Source organism: Escherichia sp. MOD1-EC6021 (assembly GCF_002965245.1).
Taxonomy (GTDB): Bacteria; Pseudomonadota; Gammaproteobacteria; order Enterobacterales; family Enterobacteriaceae; genus Escherichia; species Escherichia coli_F.
Map to the genome: position 1 here is coordinate 188,201 of NZ_PTRU01000005.1, position 20,285 is coordinate 208,485.

The 20,285-nt window shown below is 53.5% G+C and carries 16 protein-coding genes; 8 read left to right on the plus strand and 8 right to left on the minus strand.

The annotated features are described in order from the left end of the window. Positions 1 to 32: 32 nt before the first annotated feature. The 7 genes from BEB54_RS08375 to thpR all read right to left on the minus strand — a co-directional run bounded on the left by BEB54_RS08375 (position 33) and on the right by thpR (position 5,881). On the minus strand, positions 33 to 602 hold the full coding sequence (locus BEB54_RS08375; RefSeq protein WP_105282171.1) for a fimbrial protein: 570 nt from the start codon (positions 600 to 602) through the stop codon (positions 33 to 35). Positions 603 to 1,105: 503 nt separating this feature from the next. Beyond that, entirely contained in the window at positions 1,106 to 1,582 is a 477-nt protein-coding gene (gene folK, locus BEB54_RS08380) for a 2-amino-4-hydroxy-6-hydroxymethyldihydropteridine diphosphokinase (RefSeq protein ID WP_032302406.1), read from the minus strand. Beyond that, positions 1,579 to 2,976 carry a polynucleotide adenylyltransferase PcnB gene (gene pcnB / locus BEB54_RS08385; protein WP_203369798.1) on the minus strand — a complete coding sequence of 466 codons (1,398 nt, stop codon included), beginning with the start codon at positions 2,974 to 2,976 and terminating at the stop codon, positions 1,579 to 1,581. Before pcnB ends, folK begins: the two co-directional genes overlap by 4 nt. A 59-nt stretch (positions 2,977 to 3,035) precedes the next feature. After that, a complete protein-coding gene (gene gluQRS, locus BEB54_RS08390) occupies positions 3,036 to 3,932 on the minus strand; it encodes a tRNA glutamyl-Q(34) synthetase GluQRS (RefSeq protein WP_170881815.1) in 897 nt (298 codons plus the stop codon). Positions 3,933 to 3,998: 66 nt separating this feature from the next. Next, positions 3,999 to 4,454: an RNA polymerase-binding protein DksA gene (dksA, locus tag BEB54_RS08395; protein WP_001155227.1), complete on the minus strand. Its 456-nt coding sequence runs from the start codon at positions 4,452 to 4,454 to the stop codon at positions 3,999 to 4,001. Positions 4,455 to 4,631: 177 nt separating this feature from the next. Beyond that, the gene (gene sfsA / locus BEB54_RS08400; RefSeq protein ID WP_000396023.1) at positions 4,632 to 5,336 is read right to left on the minus strand and encodes a DNA/RNA nuclease SfsA; all 705 of its coding nucleotides are present in this window, start codon (positions 5,334 to 5,336) and stop codon (positions 4,632 to 4,634) included. Between the two features lie 14 nt (positions 5,337 to 5,350). Beyond that, the gene (thpR, locus tag BEB54_RS08405) at positions 5,351 to 5,881 is read right to left on the minus strand and encodes an RNA 2',3'-cyclic phosphodiesterase (protein ID WP_001294670.1); all 531 of its coding nucleotides are present in this window, start codon (positions 5,879 to 5,881) and stop codon (positions 5,351 to 5,353) included. Positions 5,882 to 5,954: 73 nt separating this feature from the next. Between thpR and hrpB the strand changes: the two genes are divergently transcribed. From hrpB to fhuB, 6 genes are all read left to right on the plus strand, one after another. Continuing rightward, a complete protein-coding gene (gene hrpB / locus BEB54_RS08410; RefSeq protein WP_105277300.1) occupies positions 5,955 to 8,384 on the plus strand; it encodes an ATP-dependent helicase HrpB in 2,430 nt (809 codons plus the stop codon). 93 nt (positions 8,385 to 8,477) lie between these two features. Next, the gene (mrcB, locus tag BEB54_RS08415) at positions 8,478 to 11,012 is read left to right on the plus strand and encodes a bifunctional glycosyl transferase/transpeptidase (protein WP_046082496.1); all 2,535 of its coding nucleotides are present in this window, start codon (positions 8,478 to 8,480) and stop codon (positions 11,010 to 11,012) included. Positions 11,013 to 11,231: 219 nt separating this feature from the next. Further along, on the plus strand, positions 11,232 to 13,475 hold the full coding sequence (gene fhuA, locus BEB54_RS08420) for a ferrichrome porin FhuA (RefSeq protein WP_105277301.1): 2,244 nt from the start codon (positions 11,232 to 11,234) through the stop codon (positions 13,473 to 13,475). Positions 13,476 to 13,525: 50 nt separating this feature from the next. Beyond that, entirely contained in the window at positions 13,526 to 14,323 is a 798-nt protein-coding gene (gene fhuC / locus BEB54_RS08425) for a Fe3+-hydroxamate ABC transporter ATP-binding protein FhuC (protein ID WP_001311398.1), read from the plus strand. Then, positions 14,323 to 15,213, plus strand: coding sequence for a Fe(3+)-hydroxamate ABC transporter substrate-binding protein FhuD (gene fhuD / locus BEB54_RS08430; protein WP_105282172.1), 891 nt, complete (start codon positions 14,323 to 14,325; stop codon positions 15,211 to 15,213). The genes fhuC and fhuD overlap by 1 nt, the downstream gene beginning before the upstream one ends. Next, positions 15,210 to 17,192 carry a Fe(3+)-hydroxamate ABC transporter permease FhuB gene (fhuB, locus tag BEB54_RS08435; protein ID WP_105277303.1) on the plus strand — a complete coding sequence of 661 codons (1,983 nt, stop codon included), beginning with the start codon at positions 15,210 to 15,212 and terminating at the stop codon, positions 17,190 to 17,192. Before fhuD ends, fhuB begins: the two co-directional genes overlap by 4 nt. Before the next feature lie 157 nt (positions 17,193 to 17,349). Here the strand turns inward: fhuB and hemL are convergent, their stop codons facing one another. Beyond that, a complete protein-coding gene (gene hemL / locus BEB54_RS08440; protein ID WP_000045287.1) occupies positions 17,350 to 18,630 on the minus strand; it encodes a glutamate-1-semialdehyde 2,1-aminomutase in 1,281 nt (426 codons plus the stop codon). A 165-nt stretch (positions 18,631 to 18,795) separates the two neighbouring features. Here hemL and yadX point away from each other — a divergent pair, with 165 nt between their 5' ends. Further along, a complete protein-coding gene (gene yadX / locus BEB54_RS29255) occupies positions 18,796 to 18,843 on the plus strand; it encodes a protein YadX (RefSeq protein ID WP_211180485.1) in 48 nt (15 codons plus the stop codon). Between the two features lie 11 nt (positions 18,844 to 18,854). Continuing rightward, on the plus strand, positions 18,855 to 20,276 hold the full coding sequence (gene clcA / locus BEB54_RS08445) for a H(+)/Cl(-) exchange transporter ClcA (RefSeq protein WP_088541428.1): 1,422 nt from the start codon (positions 18,855 to 18,857) through the stop codon (positions 20,274 to 20,276). The last annotated feature ends 9 nt before the right edge of the window (positions 20,277 to 20,285 follow it).

Here is a 20,285-nt window from a genome sequence, read left to right on the forward strand (position 1 = left end):
ACAGCCCGTGGGCTGTCGGGTGATGCAGATATTTACTGGTAAGTCACTGTATAAGCGGCGTTGGTTTTGACATAACCTGCCGTTGCGTTAACTGTTGCTGCCTGTTTTACATATGACGCTTTAAAGTTGTAAACCGCTTTGCCGTTGGTAAACAGCAGGTTTTTAACATCAGTGCTGTCGTTCACTCTCATCTGTTCGTAGGTAGTGGCATCGGTAAGGTAGTGAATGGCAATCGCGACCCCGGTAGCCGCCTGGCTAATGGAGAGATCGTTGTTCAGAGTGCCCTGACTGTTGCTGAAGAACACGGAACCCATGCTCAGATTGGCAGAGGCGCCCTGTGGATCGTTCGAGCAATCGATCGTAATAGAGAAGGCTTCCGGTTTTGCGCCAGGGCTGGCAAGTTGGACAACACCGGCCTGATTAACTTCAGTGGTTGTGGCGGTTTGCAGGGTAATCTGACCGTCCTGGGCGCCACCGTTGACGTGCAAGACGCAAGTGTTGTCACTCACCAAACCCGCGAAATCTAATTGACCGCCATCCAGCGCGAAAGCAGAAGTGGTGAACATCACTAATGCCGCAGCAATAGCACTTTTTTTTAACATGGGAATATCCTTATAAAAATTAATGGGGGTGATTTTTCTCACCAATACTTATTATAAATGTCACGCTCTTTAAAGAGAAATATCTTCGGTGAATGTATTTTATGATTTATTATCATTATGCATTTTATGAATGTATTTGGTGAGGTTGGGCAGATTTAAATAATATGATGATACGCTGTAGAAATTAATAATCACGCGTTAAGGACTGGTCGTTGTATGCTCTTGTTGCCCCGTCCCAGCCTGACAGAATCCAGTTAAGCGCTATCCAGTGCTAATACCGGGAGTGAGGCATAGTACCCAGAATAAACTGGTTCATTATCATTAAAAACCTCTTATAAAGAGAAAAGTTAATATAGGTAATGAAAATATATTTGCCGTAATTATATGTTTAATGCTGTTTTTTTGTGATTTTTATGATGGGGGAGAGAGAATTAATTCATTGAAACTATAAAATAATATTATACAACATTGCATTACCCAATACGCTTTTCCAGAAATGTGGTTTACCAGTGCTGTGGGCAGGGAGGGAAAGTAGTGAGTCTTGCTTGCAGCGTTTCACCATCAGGAAACACCAGTTCCGGCGCGATCTCAAACAGCGGCCACAACATAAATCCACGATTCTTCATATCATAGTGCGGAACGGTCAGGCGCTCAGTGTTTATGACCTGATTACCAAACAACATGATATCAAGATCGAGCGTGCGCGGTCCCCAGCGTTCAGCTTTGCGGACGCGACCTTGCTGCAACTCAATACGCTGTGTGTGGTTGAGGAGTTCTTCAGCTGTAAGAGAGGTTTCCAGCGCCACGGCTGCGTTTAAGTAATCGGGTTGATCTTGCGGCCCCAGTGGTGGGGTGCGGTAAAACGAAGAAACGGCAAGAATGCGGCTTTCAGGAATGTCATCTATTGCCTTCAGGGCAGCATTGACCTGCTCCAGCGGAGAGGCCAGATTGCTGCCGATAGCAATATACGCCACTGTCATGCGGTGCCCTCACGGCGCGGCGCACGTCTGCGCGGGCGACGAGTACGACGACGCGGTGACGGTTCTTCATCCAGTTCGTTAAGCATCCCTTTTTGGTCCGGCGGCGCGGAAACCTGGAACTCACCCCACCATTTCGCCAGACGTTGTAGCTCGGCGTTGCGTTCTACTTCAGCACGCAGTGCCAGCAGGTCATAAGCGGCACGGAACTTCGGATGTTCGAGTAATTTCCATGCGCGTTTACCCTGACGGCGGGACATGCGCAACTGTAACTGCCAGATATCACGCGTTAAAGTGGTTAGCCGTTTCGGGATCGCCAGTGAACGGCAGGCTTCGTCTAACACATCGTTCATTGCCAGCGCGAAAGCGTCGTGATAAGTCAGGCCGCTCTCTTGCGCGATTTTCTGTGCTGTTTCCAGCAGGGGATACCAGAACATGGCGGCAAACAGGAACGCCGGGTTGACGCGCATATCGTTATGAATACGCGTGTCAGTATTCTTCAGCACCTGCTCAATGATCCGCTCCATTGGACTGTCACCATTTTCCGTAAAGTAGCGGGTAATGGTCGGGAACAGCGGCTGGAACAGATGGTATTCACACAACAGTTTATAGGTTTCGTAACCGTAGCCCGCTTGTAGCAGTTTAAGCGATTCTTCAAACAGGCGTGCAGGAGGAATATCGTTCAGCAGGGTAGCCAGGCGTGGGATCGGTTCTGCGGTTTCCGGGCTGATGCGCATGCCCAATTTGGCGGCAAAACGAACCGCGCGCAGCATACGTACCGGATCTTCACGGTAGCGCGTTTCCGGGTTACCAATCAGACGGATAACGCCGTCCTTCAGATCCTTCATGCCGCCAACGTAATCACGGACGGTAAAATCTGCCACGCTGTAATACAGACTATTAATAGTGAAATCGCGGCGCTGGGCGTCTTCTTCGATGGAACCGAAAATGTTGTCGCGCAGCAACATGCCGTTTTGCCCGCGTTGGGAGGTCGTACGGTCGCTGACGTTACCTTCGTGATGTCCCCGGAAGGTCGCAACTTCGATAATCTCCGGGCCAAACATCACATGAGCCAGACGGAAACGGCGACCCACCAGGCGGCAGTTACGGAACAGTTTGCGCACTTGCTCTGGCGTGGCGTTAGTAGTCACGTCAAAATCTTTCGGCTTTTTGCCAAGTAACAGGTCGCGCACGCCGCCGCCAACCAGCCAGGCTTCGTATCCCGCTTTATTGAGCCTGTACATTACCTTCAGGGCATTTTCACTGATATCTTTGCGGGAAATAGCATGCTGCTCACGCGGGATCACCGTCACCTGTGGACGGGCGACTGCCTGTTCAGCCTCGCTTTCCTCGCGGCTTAGCACCTTGCGGCAAAAATTAGCGACTCGGGTAAAAATAGTACACCTCGGTAGTGTCAAACATCATTCAGGACAAAAAAATAGCGGCTAATCATAGCTCAGCATGACGCATTTGAGAATGTTGAATTTACAATTGCCGACTCAGGCACTGCGGTGAGCCGCCAGTTTTTGACGGCTGACTGGAGAATTTGCGCGACGCTGAAATCCTGCCAGTGTGTTTCTGCCTGCTGGCCCAGAAATTGAAGTGCCGCGATTAACACCGGCCGAGGATCGCCTTTTGGCAACGCAGGCGCATGATTCTGCTTGGAAAGTTTAGCGCCTTGTGGATTAAGTGCCAGTGGCAAATGAATGTAATCTGGCACCTGCCAGCCAAAAAGCTGGTACAGCGAGATTTGGCGCACCGTGGGTTCGATCAAATCCGCGCCACGAACAATTTCTGTCACGCCCTGGTAGTGATCGTCAACGACCACCGCCAGGTTATAGGCAAATAGACCATCACGACGATGAATAATAAAATCTTCCCGCGCCAGTTTTTGGTCGGCATGAATAATGCCGCGCAGCTGGTCAGTAAACTGGGTGACCGGATGCTGCTGGCGAATACGTACAGCAGCGTTTTCTGGCCCATGATGCAACTCCCGGCAATGACCGTCGTAAATACCGCCAATGCTTTGAATACGTGCGCGCGTGCAGGTGCAGTAATAACTTAACCCTTGCTCATGTAACCATGCGAGTGCTTCGCGATAGGCGTTGTGACGTTGCGATTGCCAGAGAACATCGCCGTCCCAGTGTAAACCGTAATGTTCCAGCTGGCGCAGGATGGTCTCTGCGGCACCGGGAACTTCACGAGGCGGATCGATATCTTCAATGCGAACAAGCCAGCGACCTTGCCGGGCGCGAGCCTGTAGAAAGCTTCCAAGCGCGGCAATCAGAGAGCCAAAATGAAGCTCGCCGGAAGGAGAGGGGGCAAAGCGGCCAATATAGTGTGTGTCTGTCATCTCGTTGAACAAAAAATAAGGCGGGAGCATTTCCCGCCTGTGGTAAACGTGATGGAACGGCTGTAATTAGCCAGCCATTTGTTTTTCGCGAATTTCAGCCAGCGTTTTGCAGTCGATGCACAGATCGGCTGTCGGGCGCGCTTCCAGACGACGAATACCAATTTCAACACCGCAGGACTCGCAGTAGCCGAAATCTTCGTCTTCCACTTTTTTCAGCGTTTTCTCGATCTTTTTGATCAGCTTACGCTCGCGATCGCGGTTACGCAGTTCGAGGCTGAACTCTTCTTCCTGGGCTGCACGGTCTACCGGATCCGGGAAGTTGGCTGCTTCATCCTGCATATGTGTAACGGTGCGATCGACTTCATCCCTGAGTTGATTACGCCATGCTTCCAGAATACGACGGAAGTGCGCCAGCTGGGCTTCGTTCATATACTCTTCGCCCGGCTTCTCCTGATATGGCTCCACCCCAGCGATGGCGAGAATACTCAGGGACGATGTTTTACGGTTTTGCCCTTCTTGCATGTTGCTTCTCCTTAACACGCACTATCGATCCCCATGTTCGGGGGAAAAATGAGGCCGCTATAAATAGCAGAAGCTTTTCCGGATAGCAATTATCTAAACGTAACACTTGACAACTGTGTGAGGAAAAGCGTATTTGCGCACGCGACCAGAATGTAAATTAACCAGTTACTTACTCTACTACAATGTAACCGGCAGTGATTTTTTAAGAGCCATGCCTTCAGCAGAAAGTTCTGCTTTGTAAGCCAGAATTTCTACCCCCCTCTGTTGAGCTTCTGACAATAGTTGCGCGTATTTTTCATCGATGTGGCGCGCGGGTGAAAACCGTGTAATGGCTGAATGCAGCACGGCGAAAAAGATAACCGCACGCTGGCCTTCAGCCGCTACGCTCATCAACTCCCGAAGGTGTTTCTGACCTCGTTCAGTGACCGCATCGGGAAAATATCCCTGTTCGTTCTCCGCTAACGTAACCGATTTCACTTCAATATAGCAGTCTGGACGCGAATCCGCCTGCAACATGAAGTCAATACGGCTGCGTTCGGCGCCGTATTTTACTTCGCTTTTCAGAGAGCTATATCCTGACAGTTCTGAAATGGATTCATTAAGGATAGCCTCTTTCGTCAACCTGTTAGCCCAAAGTGTATTGACGCAAATAAATGCGCCGCTTTGGCTTTGGGTTAACTCCCAGGTGTGTGGGTATTTCCGTTTGGTGTTGTCTGAAGTCGAATACCAGACGGTATCGCCAGGCGTTGCACATCCGGTCATCGCACCCGTATTCGGGCAGTGTAGCGTTAATTCGCAACCATCGGGTGTGATCACATCGGCTAAAAAGCGTTTGTAACGCTGAATTAGCGTCGCGCGCTGTAGAGGGGGAGAAAATTCCATTGCGACAATCCTTGTTATTGCGTTAGCGCCCAGCGTTTTAGCGGCGTGTAGCGTGTGCGCCCACGGGCAAACGAGGAGGCGTAAAGGGTGAACTCCGTCACCGTATACGACCAGTTAAAGCCTGGCGGCGGGATTGTCACCGCCTCGCTGGCGTCGCGCAATAAGGTAATATGTGGATGAAACGGACGATTGCTTTGAAAACAACCGCTGCGTGCAGCTTGTGAACGAAGCATATTCGCCAGCTGGATTAAGCCGCGTGGTGGCTGACGCATCCCTAACCACACCACACGCGAACGCAGCCACTGACCGGCGTCATCAAGCGTGAGTGTGAAACCGGGCTGACGAATCCGTCCGGCTAAAAGAGAAAGCGCCTTCTCTTTCTCTGCGCTCACTTCGCCTAAAAATGCCAGTGTCAGATGTAAATTATCGGCGGCGACCGGACGTCCCGCGTCTGGTGGGAACTGTGCGGCGCGCCAGTGGATAATCTGTTCGCGGATTTCTGCAGGTAAGTCGATAGCAAAGAACAGCCGTTGCGGTTCAGACATGTGAGGTACTCGGTTATGCATTACCGCGATGCTACAATGTGGCACGAAGAATGTTAACCCTCTGGAGCGTTTTGTGTCGTCGTTGCCCGTTGCTGCCGTCTTACCTGAGTTACTTGCTGCCCTCGATGGTGCACCGCAGGTGTTATTAAGTGCGCCGACCGGGGCCGGGAAATCAACCTGGCTGCCGCTGCAACTGCTGGCGCATCCCGGCATTAACGGAAAAATTATCCTGCTGGAGCCGCGTCGTCTGGCGGCGCGTAACGTTGCGCAACGACTGGCGGAACTGCTTAACGAAAAAACAGGTGATACGGTAGGCTACCGGATGCGCGCGCAAAACTGTGTCGGGCCAAATACACGCCTGGAAGTAGTTACCGAAGGCGTGTTGACGCGCATGATCCAGCGTGACCCTGAACTGAGCGGCGTTGGATTGGTGATCCTCGATGAGTTTCATGAGCGCAGCTTGCAGGCGGATCTGGCGTTGGCGCTGTTACTCGATGTGCAACAGGGTCTGCGTGACGACCTTAAACAACTGATTATGTCGGCTACGCTGGACAATGACCGCTTGCAGCAGATGCTGCCAGAAGCGCCCGTCGTCATCTCAGAAGGGCGCTCATTTCCGGTTGAACGCCGATATTTACCGCTGCTCGCTCATCAGCGTTTTGATGAAGCCGTGGCGGTTGCCACCGCCGAATTGCTGCATCAGGAAAGCGGCTCATTACTGTTATTTTTACCTGGTGTCGGAGAAATTCAGCGCGTTCAGGAACAACTGGCTTCGCGCATCGGTAGTGATGTGTTGCTCTGCCCGCTGTATGGCGCGTTGTCGCTGAACGATCAGCGAAAAGCGATCCTTCCGGCACCAGAAGGGATGCGCAAAGTGGTGCTGGCAACCAATATTGCTGAAACCAGTTTAACCATCGAAGGTATTCGTCTGGTGGTGGATTGTGCTCAGGAACGTGTGGCGCGCTTTGATCCGCGCACGGGGCTAACGCGGCTGATTACCCAACGCATTAGCCAGGCATCAATGACGCAACGCGCCGGGCGTGCCGGACGTCTGGAGCCGGGGATCTGTTTACATTTAATCGCCAAAGAACAAGCAGAACGCGCCTCCGCGCAAAGTGAACCGGAAATCTTACAAAGCGATCTCTCCGGTTTGCTGATGGAATTACTGCAATGGGGATGCAGCGATCCGACGCAGATGAGCTGGCTGGATCAACCGCCAGCCGTGAATTTACAGGCCGCGAAACGCCTGTTGCGGATGCTGGGGGCGATGGACGGTGAACGGCTAAGCACGAAAGGGCAGAAAATGGCGACGCTGGGTAACGATCCGCGTTTAGCGGCAATGCTGGTGAGCGCAAAGAGCGACGACGAAGCTGCTACCGCTGCAAAAATTGCCGCTATTCTCGAAGAGCCACCACGGATGGGCAATATCGATCTGGGCGTGGCGTTTTCGCGCAATCAACCTGCCTGGCAGCAACGTAGCCAGCAACTGTTAAAGCGCTTAAACGTACGCGGCGGTGAGGCAGACAGTTCGCTTATCGCACCGTTACTTGCCGGAGCGTTTGCCGATCGCATCGCTCGCCGCCGTGGGCAAGAGGGGCGCTATCAACTGGCAAACGGCATGGGGGCAATGCTCGATGCCGATGATGCGCTCAGCCGCCACGAATGGTTGATCGCACCGTTATTATTGCAGGGTAGCGCCTCGCCGGATGCGCGGATTTTACTGGCGCTACCGGTCGATATCGATGAATTAGTGCAACGCTGTCCGCAGTTGGTACAGCAGTCTGACACTGTGGAGTGGGATGATGCGCAAGGTACGCTGAAAGCCTGGCGTCGGTTGCAAATTGGTCAACTGACGGTGAAAGTGCAGCCGCTGGCTAAACCCTCGGAAGACGAGTTGCATCAGGCGATGCTTAACGGCATTCGTGATAAAGGTTTAAGCGTGCTCAACTGGACGGCGGAAGCGGAACAGCTACGCTTGCGTTTGTTATGCGCCGCAAAGTGGTTGCCGGAATATGACTGGCCAGCGGTTGATGATGAAAGTTTGTTGGCGACGCTGGAAACGTGGCTCCTGCCGCATATGACAGGCGTACATTCGCTACGCGGCCTGAAATCACTCGATATTTATCAGGCGCTACGCGGATTACTTGATTGGGGGATGCAGCAACGTCTGGATAGTGAATTGCCTGCGCATTACACTGTGCCGACGGGAAGCCGGATCGCCATTCGTTACCATGAAGATAACCCGCCCGCGCTGGCGGTGAGAATGCAGGAGATGTTTGGCGAGGCCACCAATCCGACGATCGCCCAGGGGCGCGTGCCGCTGGTGCTGGAGTTGCTTTCCCCTGCCCAAAGGCCGCTGCAAATCACACGAGATTTGAGCGCCTTCTGGAAAGGAGCGTATCGCGAGGTGCAAAAAGAAATGAAAGGGCGTTATCCCAAACACGTCTGGCCGGATGATCCGGCAAATACCGCACCGACGCGACGGACGAAAAAGTATTCATGAAGACCAAAGTAAATTTGAGAGATATCTTCTTCTGTCTTGTTACAGAAGAACAGAAAATCGGGCTTTTGCGCCTGAATATTGCGGAGAAAAAGCATGGCCGGGAATGACCGCGAGCCAATTGGACGCAAAGGGAAACCGACGCGTCCGGTCAAACAAAAGGTAAGCCGTCGTCGTTACGAAGATGACGATGATTACGACGATTATGATGACTATGAGGATGAAGAACCGATGCCGCGCAAAGGTAAGGGCAAAGGCAAAGGGCGTAAGCCTCGTGGCAAACGCGGCTGGCTATGGCTGCTGCTAAAACTGGCTATCGTTTTTGCCGTGCTGATCGCCATTTACGGTGTTTATCTCGATCAAAAAATTCGTAGCCGTATTGATGGCAAAGTCTGGCAATTGCCTGCGGCTGTTTATGGCCGAATGGTCAACCTTGAGCCAGACATGACCATCAGCAAAAACGAGATGGTGAAGCTGCTGGAAGCGACCCAGTATCGTCAGGTGTCGAAAATGACCCGTCCTGGCGAATTTACCGTGCAGGCCAACAGCATTGAGATGATCCGCCGTCCGTTTGATTTCCCGGACAGTAAAGAAGGGCAGGTGCGTGCGCGTCTGACCTTTGATGGCGATCACCTGTCGACGATCGTCAATATGGAGAACAACCGTCAGTTTGGTTTCTTCCGTCTTGATCCGCGTCTGATCACCATGATCTCTTCGCCAAACGGTGAGCAGCGTTTGTTTGTGCCGCGCAGTGGTTTCCCGGATTTGCTGGTGGATACTTTGCTGGCGACAGAAGACCGTCATTTCTACGAGCATGATGGGATCAGTCTCTACTCCATCGGACGTGCGGTGCTGGCAAACCTGACCGCCGGACGCACGGTACAGGGGGCGAGTACGCTGACGCAACAGTTGGTGAAAAACCTGTTCCTCTCCAGCGAACGTTCTTACTGGCGTAAAGCGAACGAAGCCTACATGGCGCTGATCATGGATGCGCGTTACAGCAAAGACCGCATTCTTGAGCTGTATATGAACGAGGTGTATCTCGGTCAGAGCGGCGACAACGAAATACGCGGTTTCCCGCTGGCGAGCTTGTATTACTTTGGTCGCCCGGTAGAAGAATTGAGCCTCGACCAGCAGGCGCTGTTGGTGGGTATGGTGAAAGGGGCGTCCATCTACAACCCGTGGCGTAACCCGAAACTGGCGCTGGAGCGACGTAACCTGGTACTGCGTCTGCTGCAACAGCAACAGATTATTGATCAAGAACTCTATGACATGTTAAGTGCACGTCCGCTGGGCGTTCAGCCGCGCGGCGGGGTAATCTCTCCACAGCCAGCCTTTATGCAACTGGTGCGTCAGGAGCTGCAGGCGAAATTAGGCGATAAGGTAAAAGATCTCTCCGGCGTGAAGATCTTCACTACCTTTGACTCGGTGGCTCAGGACGCGGCGGAAAAAGCCGCCGTGGAGGGTATTCCGGCGCTGAAGAAACAGCGAAAGCTGAGCGATCTGGAAACGGCAATCGTGGTTGTCGACCGCTTTAGCGGTGAAGTTCGCGCGATGGTTGGTGGTTCTGAGCCGCAGTTTGCGGGTTACAACCGTGCGATGCAGGCGCGTCGTTCTATTGGTTCTCTTGCAAAACCAGCGACTTATCTGACGGCCTTAAGCCAGCCGAAAATCTATCGCCTGAACACGTGGATTGCCGATGCGCCAATCGCGCTGCGTCAGCCGAATGGCCAGGTCTGGTCACCGCAGAACGATGACCGTCGTTATAGCGAAAGTGGCAGAGTGATGCTGGTGGATGCGTTGACACGTTCGATGAACGTGCCGACGGTGAATCTGGGGATGGCGCTGGGTCTGCCTGCGGTTACGGATACCTGGATTAAACTGGGCGTACCGAAAGATCAGCTGCATCCGGTTCCGGCAATGCTGCTGGGGGCGTTGAACTTAACGCCAATTGAAGTGGCGCAGGCGTTCCAGACCATCGCTAGTGGTGGTAACCGAGCACCGCTTTCTGCGCTGCGTTCGGTAATCGCGGAAGATGGCAAGGTACTGTATCAGAGCTTCCCGCAGGCGGAACGCGCTGTTCCGGCTCAGGCGGCGTATCTGACACTATGGACCATGCAGCAGGTGGTACAACGCGGTACGGGACGTCAGCTTGGGGCGAAATATCCAAATCTGCATCTGGCAGGGAAAACGGGTACTACCAACAACAACGTAGATACCTGGTTTGCGGGCATTGACGGCAGCACGGTGACTATCACTTGGGTAGGCCGTGATAACAACCAGCCGACCAAACTGTATGGAGCCAGCGGGGCAATGTCGATTTATCAGCGTTATCTGGCTAACCAGACGCCAACACCGCTGAATCTTGTTCCGCCAGAAGACATTGCAGATATGGGCGTGGACTATGACGGCAACTTTGTTTGCAGCGGTGGCATGCGTGTCTTACCGGTCTGGACCAGCGATCCGCAATCGCTGTGCCAGCAGAGTGAGATGCAGCAGCAACCGTCAGGCAATCCGTTTGATCAGTCTTCTCAGCCGCAGCAACAGCCGCAACAGCAACCTGCTCAGCAAGAGCAGAAAGACAGTGACGGCGTAGCAGGTTGGATCAAGGATATGTTTGGTAGTAATTAACGTCTAAGCGTGACATACCGGATGGCGAGTCGCCATCCGGTAAAATAACATCCTACCCAAAGTATTAACCCTTTCTTTTCATCTGATTGTTTATTAACCCCTCAGGAATGCTCAGATTGCGTACCGCTTGCGAACCCGCCAGCGTTTCGAATATTATCTCATCTTTATAATAATCATTCTCGTTTACGTTATCATTCACTTTACATCAGAGATATACCAATGGCGCGTTCCAAAACTGCTCAGCCAAAACACTCACTGCGTAAAATTGCAGTTGTAGTAGCCACAGCGGTTAGCGGCATGTCTGTTTACGCACAGGCAGCGGTTGAACCGAAAGAAGACACTATCACCGTTACCGCTGCACCAGCGCCGCAAGAAAGCGCATGGGGGCCAGCTGCAACTATTGCGGCGCGACAGTCCGCTACCGGCACCAAAACCGATACACCGATTCAAAAAGTGCCGCAGTCAATTTCTGTTGTCACTGCCGAAGAAATGGCGCTGCATCAGCCTAAGTCAGTAAAAGAAGCGCTTAGCTATACGCCGGGCGTTTCGGTCGGTACGCGTGGTGCATCAAACACTTATGATCATTTGATTATTCGTGGTTTTGCAGCAGAAGGCCAAAGCCAGAATAACTATCTGAATGGCCTGAAGTTGCAGGGCAACTTCTATAACGATGCGGTCATTGACCCGTATATGCTGGAACGCGCTGAAATTATGCGTGGCCCGGTTTCAGTGCTTTACGGTAAAAGCAGTCCTGGCGGCCTGTTGAATATGGTCAGCAAGCGTCCGACTACTGAACCGCTGAAAGAAATCCAATTTAAAGCGGGCACAGACAGCCTGTTCCAGACCGGTTTTGACTTTAGCGATGCGCTGGATGATGACGGCGTTTACTCTTATCGTCTGACCGGACTGGCGCGCTCTGCCAATGCCCAGCAGAAAGGGTCAGAAGAGCAGCGTTATGCCATTGCGCCAGCGTTTACCTGGCGTCCGGACGATAAAACCAATTTCACTTTCCTCTCTTACTTCCAGAATGAACCGGAAACCGGTTATTACGGCTGGCTGCCGAAAGAGGGGACCGTTGAGCCGCTGCCAAACGGTAAACGTCTGCCGACGGACTTTAACGAAGGAGCGAAGAACAACACCTATTCTCGTAATGAGAAGATGGTGGGTTATAGCTTCGACCACGAGTTTAATGACACCTTTACGGTGCGTCAGAACCTGCGCTTTGCTGAAAACAAAACTTCGCAAAACAGCGTTTATGGTTACGGCGTCTGCTCCGATCCGGCGAATGCTTACAGCAAACAGTGTGCCGCTTTAGCGCCAGCCGATAAAGGTCACTACCTGGCACGTAAATACGTCGTTGATGATGAGAAGCTGCAAAACTTCTCCGTTGATACCCAGTTGCAGAGCAAGTTTGCCACTGGCGATATCGACCACACTCTGCTGACCGGTGTCGACTTTATGCGTATGCGTAATGACATCAACGCCTGGTTTGGTTACGACGACTCCGTACCGCTGCTCGATCTGTACAATCCGGTGAATACCGATTTCGACTTCAATGCGAAAGATCCGGCAAACTCCGGTCCTTACCGCATTTTGAATAAGCAGAAACAAACGGGTGTTTATGTTCAGGATCAGGCGCAGTGGGATAAAGTGCTGGTCACCCTGGGCGGTCGTTATGACTGGGCGGATCAAGAGTCTCATAACCGCGTTGAAGGGACGACCGATAAACGTGATGACAAACAGTTTACCTGGCGTGGTGGTGTTAACTACCTGTTTGATAATGGTGTAACACCTTACTTCAGCTATAGCGAATCGTTTGAACCTTCTTCACAAGTTGGGAAGGATGGTAATATTTTTGCGCCGTCTAAAGGTAAGCAGTATGAGGTCGGCGTGAAATATGTACCGGAAGATCGCCCAATTGTGGTTACTGGTGCTGTGTATAATCTCACTAAAACCAACAACCTGATGGCGGACCCTGAGGGTTCCTTCTTCTCGGTTGAAGGTGGCGAGATCCGCGCTCGTGGCGTAGAAATCGAAGCGAAAGCGGCGCTGTCGGCGAGTGTTAACGTAGTAGGTTCTTATACTTACACCGATGCGGAATACACCACCGACACTACCTATAAAGGCAATACGCCTGCACAGGTGCCAAAACACATGGCTTCGCTGTGGGCTGACTATACCTTCTTTGACGGTCCGCTTTCTGGCCTGACGCTGGGCACCGGTGGTCGTTATACTGGCTCCAGCTATGGTGATCCGGCTAACTCCTTTAAAGTGGGAAGTTATACGGTCGTGGATGCGTTAGTGCGTTATGATCTGGCGCGGGTCGGCATGGCGGGCTCCAACGTGGCGCTGCATGTTAACAACCTGTTCGATCGTGAATACGTCGCCAGCTGCTTTAACACCTATGGCTGCTTCTGGGGCGCAGAACGTCAGGTCGTTGCAACCGCAACCTTCCGTTTCTAATTTCTCTTTTGGGGCACGGATTTCCGTGCCCGTTTCACAAGTTGGCTGTTATGCAGGAATACACGAATCATTCCGATACCACTTTTGCACTGCGTAATATCTCCTTTCGTGTGCCCGGGCGCACGCTTTTGCATCCGCTGTCGTTAACCTTTCCTGCCGGGAAAGTGACCGGTCTGATTGGTCACAACGGTTCTGGTAAATCCACTCTGCTCAAAATGCTTGGCCGTCACCAACCGCCGTCGGAAGGGGAGATTCTTCTTGATGCCCAGCCGCTGGAAAGCTGGAGCAGCAAAGCGTTTGCCCGCAAGGTGGCTTATTTGCCGCAGCAACTTCCCCCGGCTGAAGGGATGACGGTGCGTGAACTGGTGGCGATTGGTCGTTACCCGTGGCATGGCGCGCTGGGACGCTTTGGCGTGGCAGATCGCGAAAAGGTCGAAGAGGCTATCTCGCTGGTTGGCTTAAAACCGCTGGCGCATCGGCTGGTCGATAGCCTCTCTGGCGGCGAACGTCAACGGGCGTGGATCGCCATGCTGGTGGCGCAGGATAGCCGTTGTCTGTTGCTCGACGAACCGACCTCGGCGCTGGATATCGCCCACCAGGTTGATGTGCTGGCGCTGGTGCATCGTTTAAGTCAGGAGCGTGGCCTGACGGTCATTGCCGTGCTGCACGATATCAATATGGCTGCGCGTTACTGTGATTATCTGGTCGCCCTGCGCGGCGGTGAAATGATTGCTCAGGGAACGCCTGCGGAAATTATGCGCGGCGAAACCCTCGAAATGATTTATGGCATCCCGATGGGTATTTTGCCGCATCCGGCGGGTGCTGCACCTGTGAGTTTTGTTTATTGATGAGCGGCTTACCTCTTATTTCGCGCCGTCGACTGTTAACGGCGATGGCGCTTTCTCCGTTGTTATGGCAGATGAATACCGCCCGCGCGGCGGCTATTGATCCCAATCGTATTGTGGCGCTGGAGTGGTTGCCGGTGGAATTACTGCTGGCGCTCGGCATCGTACCTTACGGCGTGGCGGATACCATCAACTATCGCCTGTGGGTCAGCGAACCGCCATTACCTGAATCGGTGATTGACGTCGGTTTGCGGACAGAACCTAACCTTGAACTGCTGACCGAAATGAAGCCGTCGTTTATGGTCTGGTCGGCAGGGTATGGCCCTTCACCAGAAATGCTGGCACGCATTGCGCCTGGGCGCGGATTTAACTTCAGCGACGGCAAACAGCCGCTGGCGATGGCGCGTAAGTCACTGACGGAAATGGCAGATTTACTTAACCTGCAAAGCGCAGCGGAAACGCATTTAGCGCACTATGAAGACTTTATCCGCAGCATGAAACCCCGCTTTGTGAAGCGTGGTGCGCGCCCGTTATTGCTGACGACACTTATCGATCCGCGCCATATGCTGGTCTTCGGCCCGAACAGCCTGTTCCAGGAAATTCTCGATGAGTACGGCATCCCAAATGCCTGGCAAGGAGAAACCAACTTCTGGGGCAGTACTGCCGTCAGTATCGATCGTCTGGCAGCGTATAAGGACGTTGATGTGCTCTGTTTTGATCACGACAACAGCAGAGACATGGACGCACTAATGGCAACCCCGCTGTGGCAGGCCATGCCGTTTGTCCGTGCCGGACGCTTTCAGCGCGTCCCCGCAGTCTGGTTTTATGGTGCGACGCTCTCGGCAATGCATTTTGTGCGTATTCTGGATAATGCTATTGGAGGTAAAGCGTGAGTAAACGTATTGCGCTTTTCCCGGCGTTATTGCTGGCGCTGCTGGTGATTGCCGCAGCGATGCTAACCTGGATGAACTTCTCGCAGGCGCTGCCGCGTAGCCAGTGGGTGCAGGCCACCTGGTCGCCGGATATCGATGTCATCGAGCAGATGATTTTTCACTACAGCTTGCTGCCGCGTCTGGCGATTTCGCTGCTGGTGGGCGCGGGTCTGGGGCTGGTGGGCGTGCTATTTCAGCAAGTGCTGCGTAACCCGCTGGCGGAGCCGACGACGTTGGGCGTTGCTACAGGCGCGCAACTGGGGATTACCGTCACCACGCTCTGGGCGATCCCTGGTGCTATGGCGAGCCAGTTTGCTGCATTGGCGGGGGCTTGCGTTGTTGGCTTAATTGTCTTTGGCGTCGCGTGGGGGAAACGGCTTTCGCCGGTAACACTGATCCTCGCGGGGCTGGTGGTGAGCCTTTATTGTGGGGCAATTAATCAGCTACTGGTTATCTTCCATCACGACCAGCTGCAAAGCATGTTCCTGTGGAGTACCGGAACGCTGACGCAAACCGACTGGGGCGGCGTTGAGCGTTTATGGCCACAGCTGCTGGGCGGCGTGATGCTGACGTTACTGCTACTTCGTCCATTAACCCTGATGGGGCTTGATGATGGCGTGGCGCGTAATCTCGGGCTGGCCTTATCGCTCGCGCGTCTGGCGGCGCTGTCGCTGGCGATAGTCATCAGTGCTCTGTTGGTGAACGCGGTGGGGATTATCGGCTTTATCGGGTTGTTCGCGCCACTGCTGGCAAAAATGCTGGGGGCGCGGCGTCTGCTGCCAAGACTGCTGCTGGCGTCACTGATTGGTGCGCTGATCCTCTGGCTTTCCGATCAAATCATCCTCTGGCTGACTCGCGTGTGGATGGAAGTTTCTACCGGTTCGGTGACGGCGTTGATAGGTGCGCCGCTGTTACTGTGGCTGCTGCCGCGTTTACGCAGCATCAGTGCGCCGGATATGAAGGCCAACGATCGTGTCGCGACTGAACGCCAACATGTGCTGGCGTTTGCCCTTGCTGGCGGTGTGCTGCTGATAATTGCTGTGGTGGTGGCGCTGTCGTTTGGTCGTGATGCGCACGGCTGGACGTGGGCGAGCGGGGCGCTGCTCGATGATTTAATGCCCTGGCGCTGGCCGCGAATTATGGCGGCACTGTTTGCGGGCATCATGCTGGCAGTGGCGGGCTGTATTATTCAGCGGCTGACCGGAAACCCGATGGCAAGCCCCGAAGTGCTGGGGATTAGTTCAGGCGCGGCGTTTGGTGTGGTGTTGATGCTGTTTCTGGTGCCGGGTAATGCCTTTGGCTGGCTGTTACCCGCGGGCAGTCTCGGCGCGGCGGTGACGCTGTTGATCATTATGATCGCTGCCGGGCGCGGTGGATTTTCCCCACACCGCATGTTACTGGCGGGGATGGCCTTAAGTACTGCGTTCACCATGCTTTTGATGATGTTGCAGGCAAGTGGTGACCCGCGAATGGCGCAAGTGCTGACCTGGATTTCCGGTTCGACCTACAACGCGACCGAGGCGCAGGTCTGGCGCACCGGAATTGTGATGGTGATTTTGCTGGCGATTACCCCGCTGTGCCGCCGCTGGCTGACCATTTTACCGCTGGGAGGTGATACCGCACGAGCCGTGGGAATGGCGCTGACGCCGACGCGAATTGCGCTACTGCTGCTGGCGGCTTGCCTGACGGCGACCGCGACAATGACCATCGGGCCGTTGAGTTTTGTTGGCCTGATGGCACCGCATATCGCACGGATGATGGGCTTTCGACGGACGATGCCGCACATCGTGATTTCGGCGCTGGTAGGGGGATTGTTGCTGGTGTTCGCTGACTGGTGTGGGCGGATGGTGCTGTTTCCATTCCAGATCCCAGCGGGGCTGCTGTCGACCTTTATCGGCGCGCCGTATTTTATCTATTTGTTGAGAAAGCAGAGCCGTTAATTTTTCCATATAACGGCCCTTAACTCCTGGATGGATAAAGCTTTTACGCGGCAACGGATGCCCGATGCGACGCTGTGGCGTCTTATCGGGCCTACAAACGGTCCTGATCTGTAGGTCGGATAAGGCGTTTACGCCGCATCCGACAAACCATGCTGGATCACAACTTCGCAAACACCCGACGTGCAGCATCGATGGTGTTATTGATATCTTCCATGCTGTGCGCCACAGACATAAAGCCCGCTTCAAACGCTGACGGTGCCAGGTAAACACCTTCATCCAGCATCATATGGAAGAAACGCTTAAAGCGCTCGACGTCGCAGGCCATCACATCCTGATAGCACGTCACGGACTCGGCGTCGGTAAAGAAAATACCGAACATGCCGCCAACGTGGTTAACGACCAATGGAATTCCCGCTTCTTCTGCCGCTTCCAGCAGACCTTCTGCCAGACGTGTTGTCAGCTCATCCAGCGTCTCGTGAACGCCCGGCTGCGCGACTTCATTCAGACAGGCGAAACCGGCTGCCATCGCAATCGGGTTACCGGAAAGCGTACCCGCCTGATAGACCGGACCGGTTGGGGCCAGCGCATCCATCACATCACGACGACCCCCGAATGCGCCTACCGGCATTCCACCGCCGATGATTTTGCCCAGGCAGGTGAGGTCTGGCACCACGTCGTAATAATCCTGCGCGCCAGCCAGCGCCACGCGGAAACCGGTCATCACTTCATCGATGATCAGCAATGCGCCAAATTCGTCGCACAGTGCGCGCAGACCCGGTAGGAACTCTGGCAGCGGCGGAACACAGTTCATGTTGCCTGCTACTGGCTCGACAATAATACAGGCAATCTCTTGCGGGTATTGCTCAAACGCGGCGCGTACAGAGGCCAGATCGTTATAAGTACAGGTTAATGTATGTTTGGCGAAATCTGCCGGAACGCCCGGCGAGTTTGGCTGGCCTAAAGTGAGTGCGCCAGAACCGGCTTTTACCAGCAGACAGTCAGCGTGACCGTGGTAGCAACCTTCGAATTTAATGATTTTGTCGCGACCGGTAAAACCACGGGCCAGGCGGATGGCGCTCATCGTCGCTTCGGTGCCGGAGTTCACCATGCGCACCATATCCATCGTCGGGACCAGTTCGGTCACCAGTTGCGCCATTTTCACTTCCATTTCGGTCGGTGCGCCAAAGCTCAGACCACGTTCGGCGGCTTCAATCACGGCATTGCGGATCGCCGGATGGTTATGGCCCAGCACCATCGGCCCCCAGGAACCGACATAATCGATATAGGCTTTGCCATCAACATCGTACAGATAAGCGCCGTCCGCTTTTTCGATAAACAGTGGAGTGCCGCCCACGCCGGTAAAGGCGCGAACAGGGGAGTTCACACCGCCAGGGATCAGCTCGCGCGCTGCGCTGTATAGATTTTCAGACTTACTCATGGAGGGTTCCTGATTCGTAGAAAAAGTGAATGGCTGCTATTCTATTTTATTCATAACAAGTTAAATACTCGTCAAACGTCAGGTTGCTTCTGCTGGTGCAATCCTGATTTCGTAGAGTATAAAAGTTTTGTACATTTGAAACATTACGCTTTGCAAAGGATTTTCATGGAACGTGCGAGTAAAATGCCGTCATCTTATTTGTATGACCAATAAGTGATCATTGGATGAAAACTGATACTCCCTCTTTAGAAACACCACAGGCTGCGCGCCTGCGACGCAGACAACTGATTCGCCAACTTCTTGAGCGCGATAAAACCCCGTTAGCTATTTTGTTTATGGCTGCCGTCGTCGGCACGCTTGTCGGGCTGGCAGCGGTTGCTTTTGACAAAGGCGTCGCCTGGTTACAGAACCAACGCATGGGGGCGCTGGTCCATACGGCCGATAATTATCCGCTACTGTTAACCGTCGCTTTTCTCTGTTCGGCAGTGCTGGCGATGTTCGGCTACTTTTTGGTGCGCAAATACGCGCCGGAAGCCGGTGGCTCGGGGATCCCGGAAATTGAAGGGGCGTTGGAAGATCAACGTCCCGTTCGCTGGTGGCGTGTATTGCCGGTGAAATTCTTTGGCGGGCTTGGGACACTCGGCGGCGGCATGGTGTTGGGGCGTGAAGGGCCAACCGTGCAGATCGGCGGTAATATCGGTCGGATGGTGCTTGATATATTCCGCCTGAAAGGTGATGAAGCGCGCCATACGCTGCTGGCAACCGGTGCAGCAGCGGGTCTGGCTGCGGCCTTTAATGCGCCGCTGGCGGGTATTTTGTTTATTATCGAAGAGATGCGTCCGCAGTTTCGCTATACATTAATTTCGATTAAAGCGGTATTTATTGGCGTCATTATGTCGACCATTATGTACCGGATTTTTAATCATGAAGTTGCGCTGATTGACGTCGGTAAACTTTCTGACGCGCCGCTTAATACGCTATGGCTTTATCTGATCCTCGGTATTATTTTTGGCATTTTCGGCCCCATTTTTAATAAATGGGTGTTGGGGATGCAGGATTTACTGCACCGTGTGCACGGCGGCAATATTACTAAATGGGTGATAATGGGCGGTGCGATTGGCGGTCTGTGTGGATTGCTGGGGTTTGTGGCACCAGCAACTTCGGGCGGCGGTTTTAACCTGATTCCTATCGCCACGGCGGGGAACTTCAGCATGGGAATGCTGGTGTTTATCTTCGTCGCGCGAGTCATTACTACCTTACTTTGCTTCTCTTCCGGTGCGCCGGGCGGTATTTTTGCCCCTATGCTGGCGCTGGGTACTGTGCTGGGTACCGCTTTCGGAATGGTTGCCGTTGAGCTGTTTCCGCAATATCACCTTGAGGCGGGGACGTTTGCTATTGCCGGAATGGGGGCGTTACTGGCGGCTTCTATTCGCGCGCCGTTAACGGGGATCATTCTGGTTCTGGAGATGACCGATAACTATCAGCTCATTTTGCCAATGATTATTACCGGTCTTGGCGCAACACTATTAGCACAATTTACCGGTGGGAAACCGCTATACTCGGCGATTCTTGCACGCACGCTGGCGAAACAGGAAGCTGAGCAACTGGCGCGAAGCAAGGCCGCATCAGCCAGCGAGAATACTTGAACGAAATAC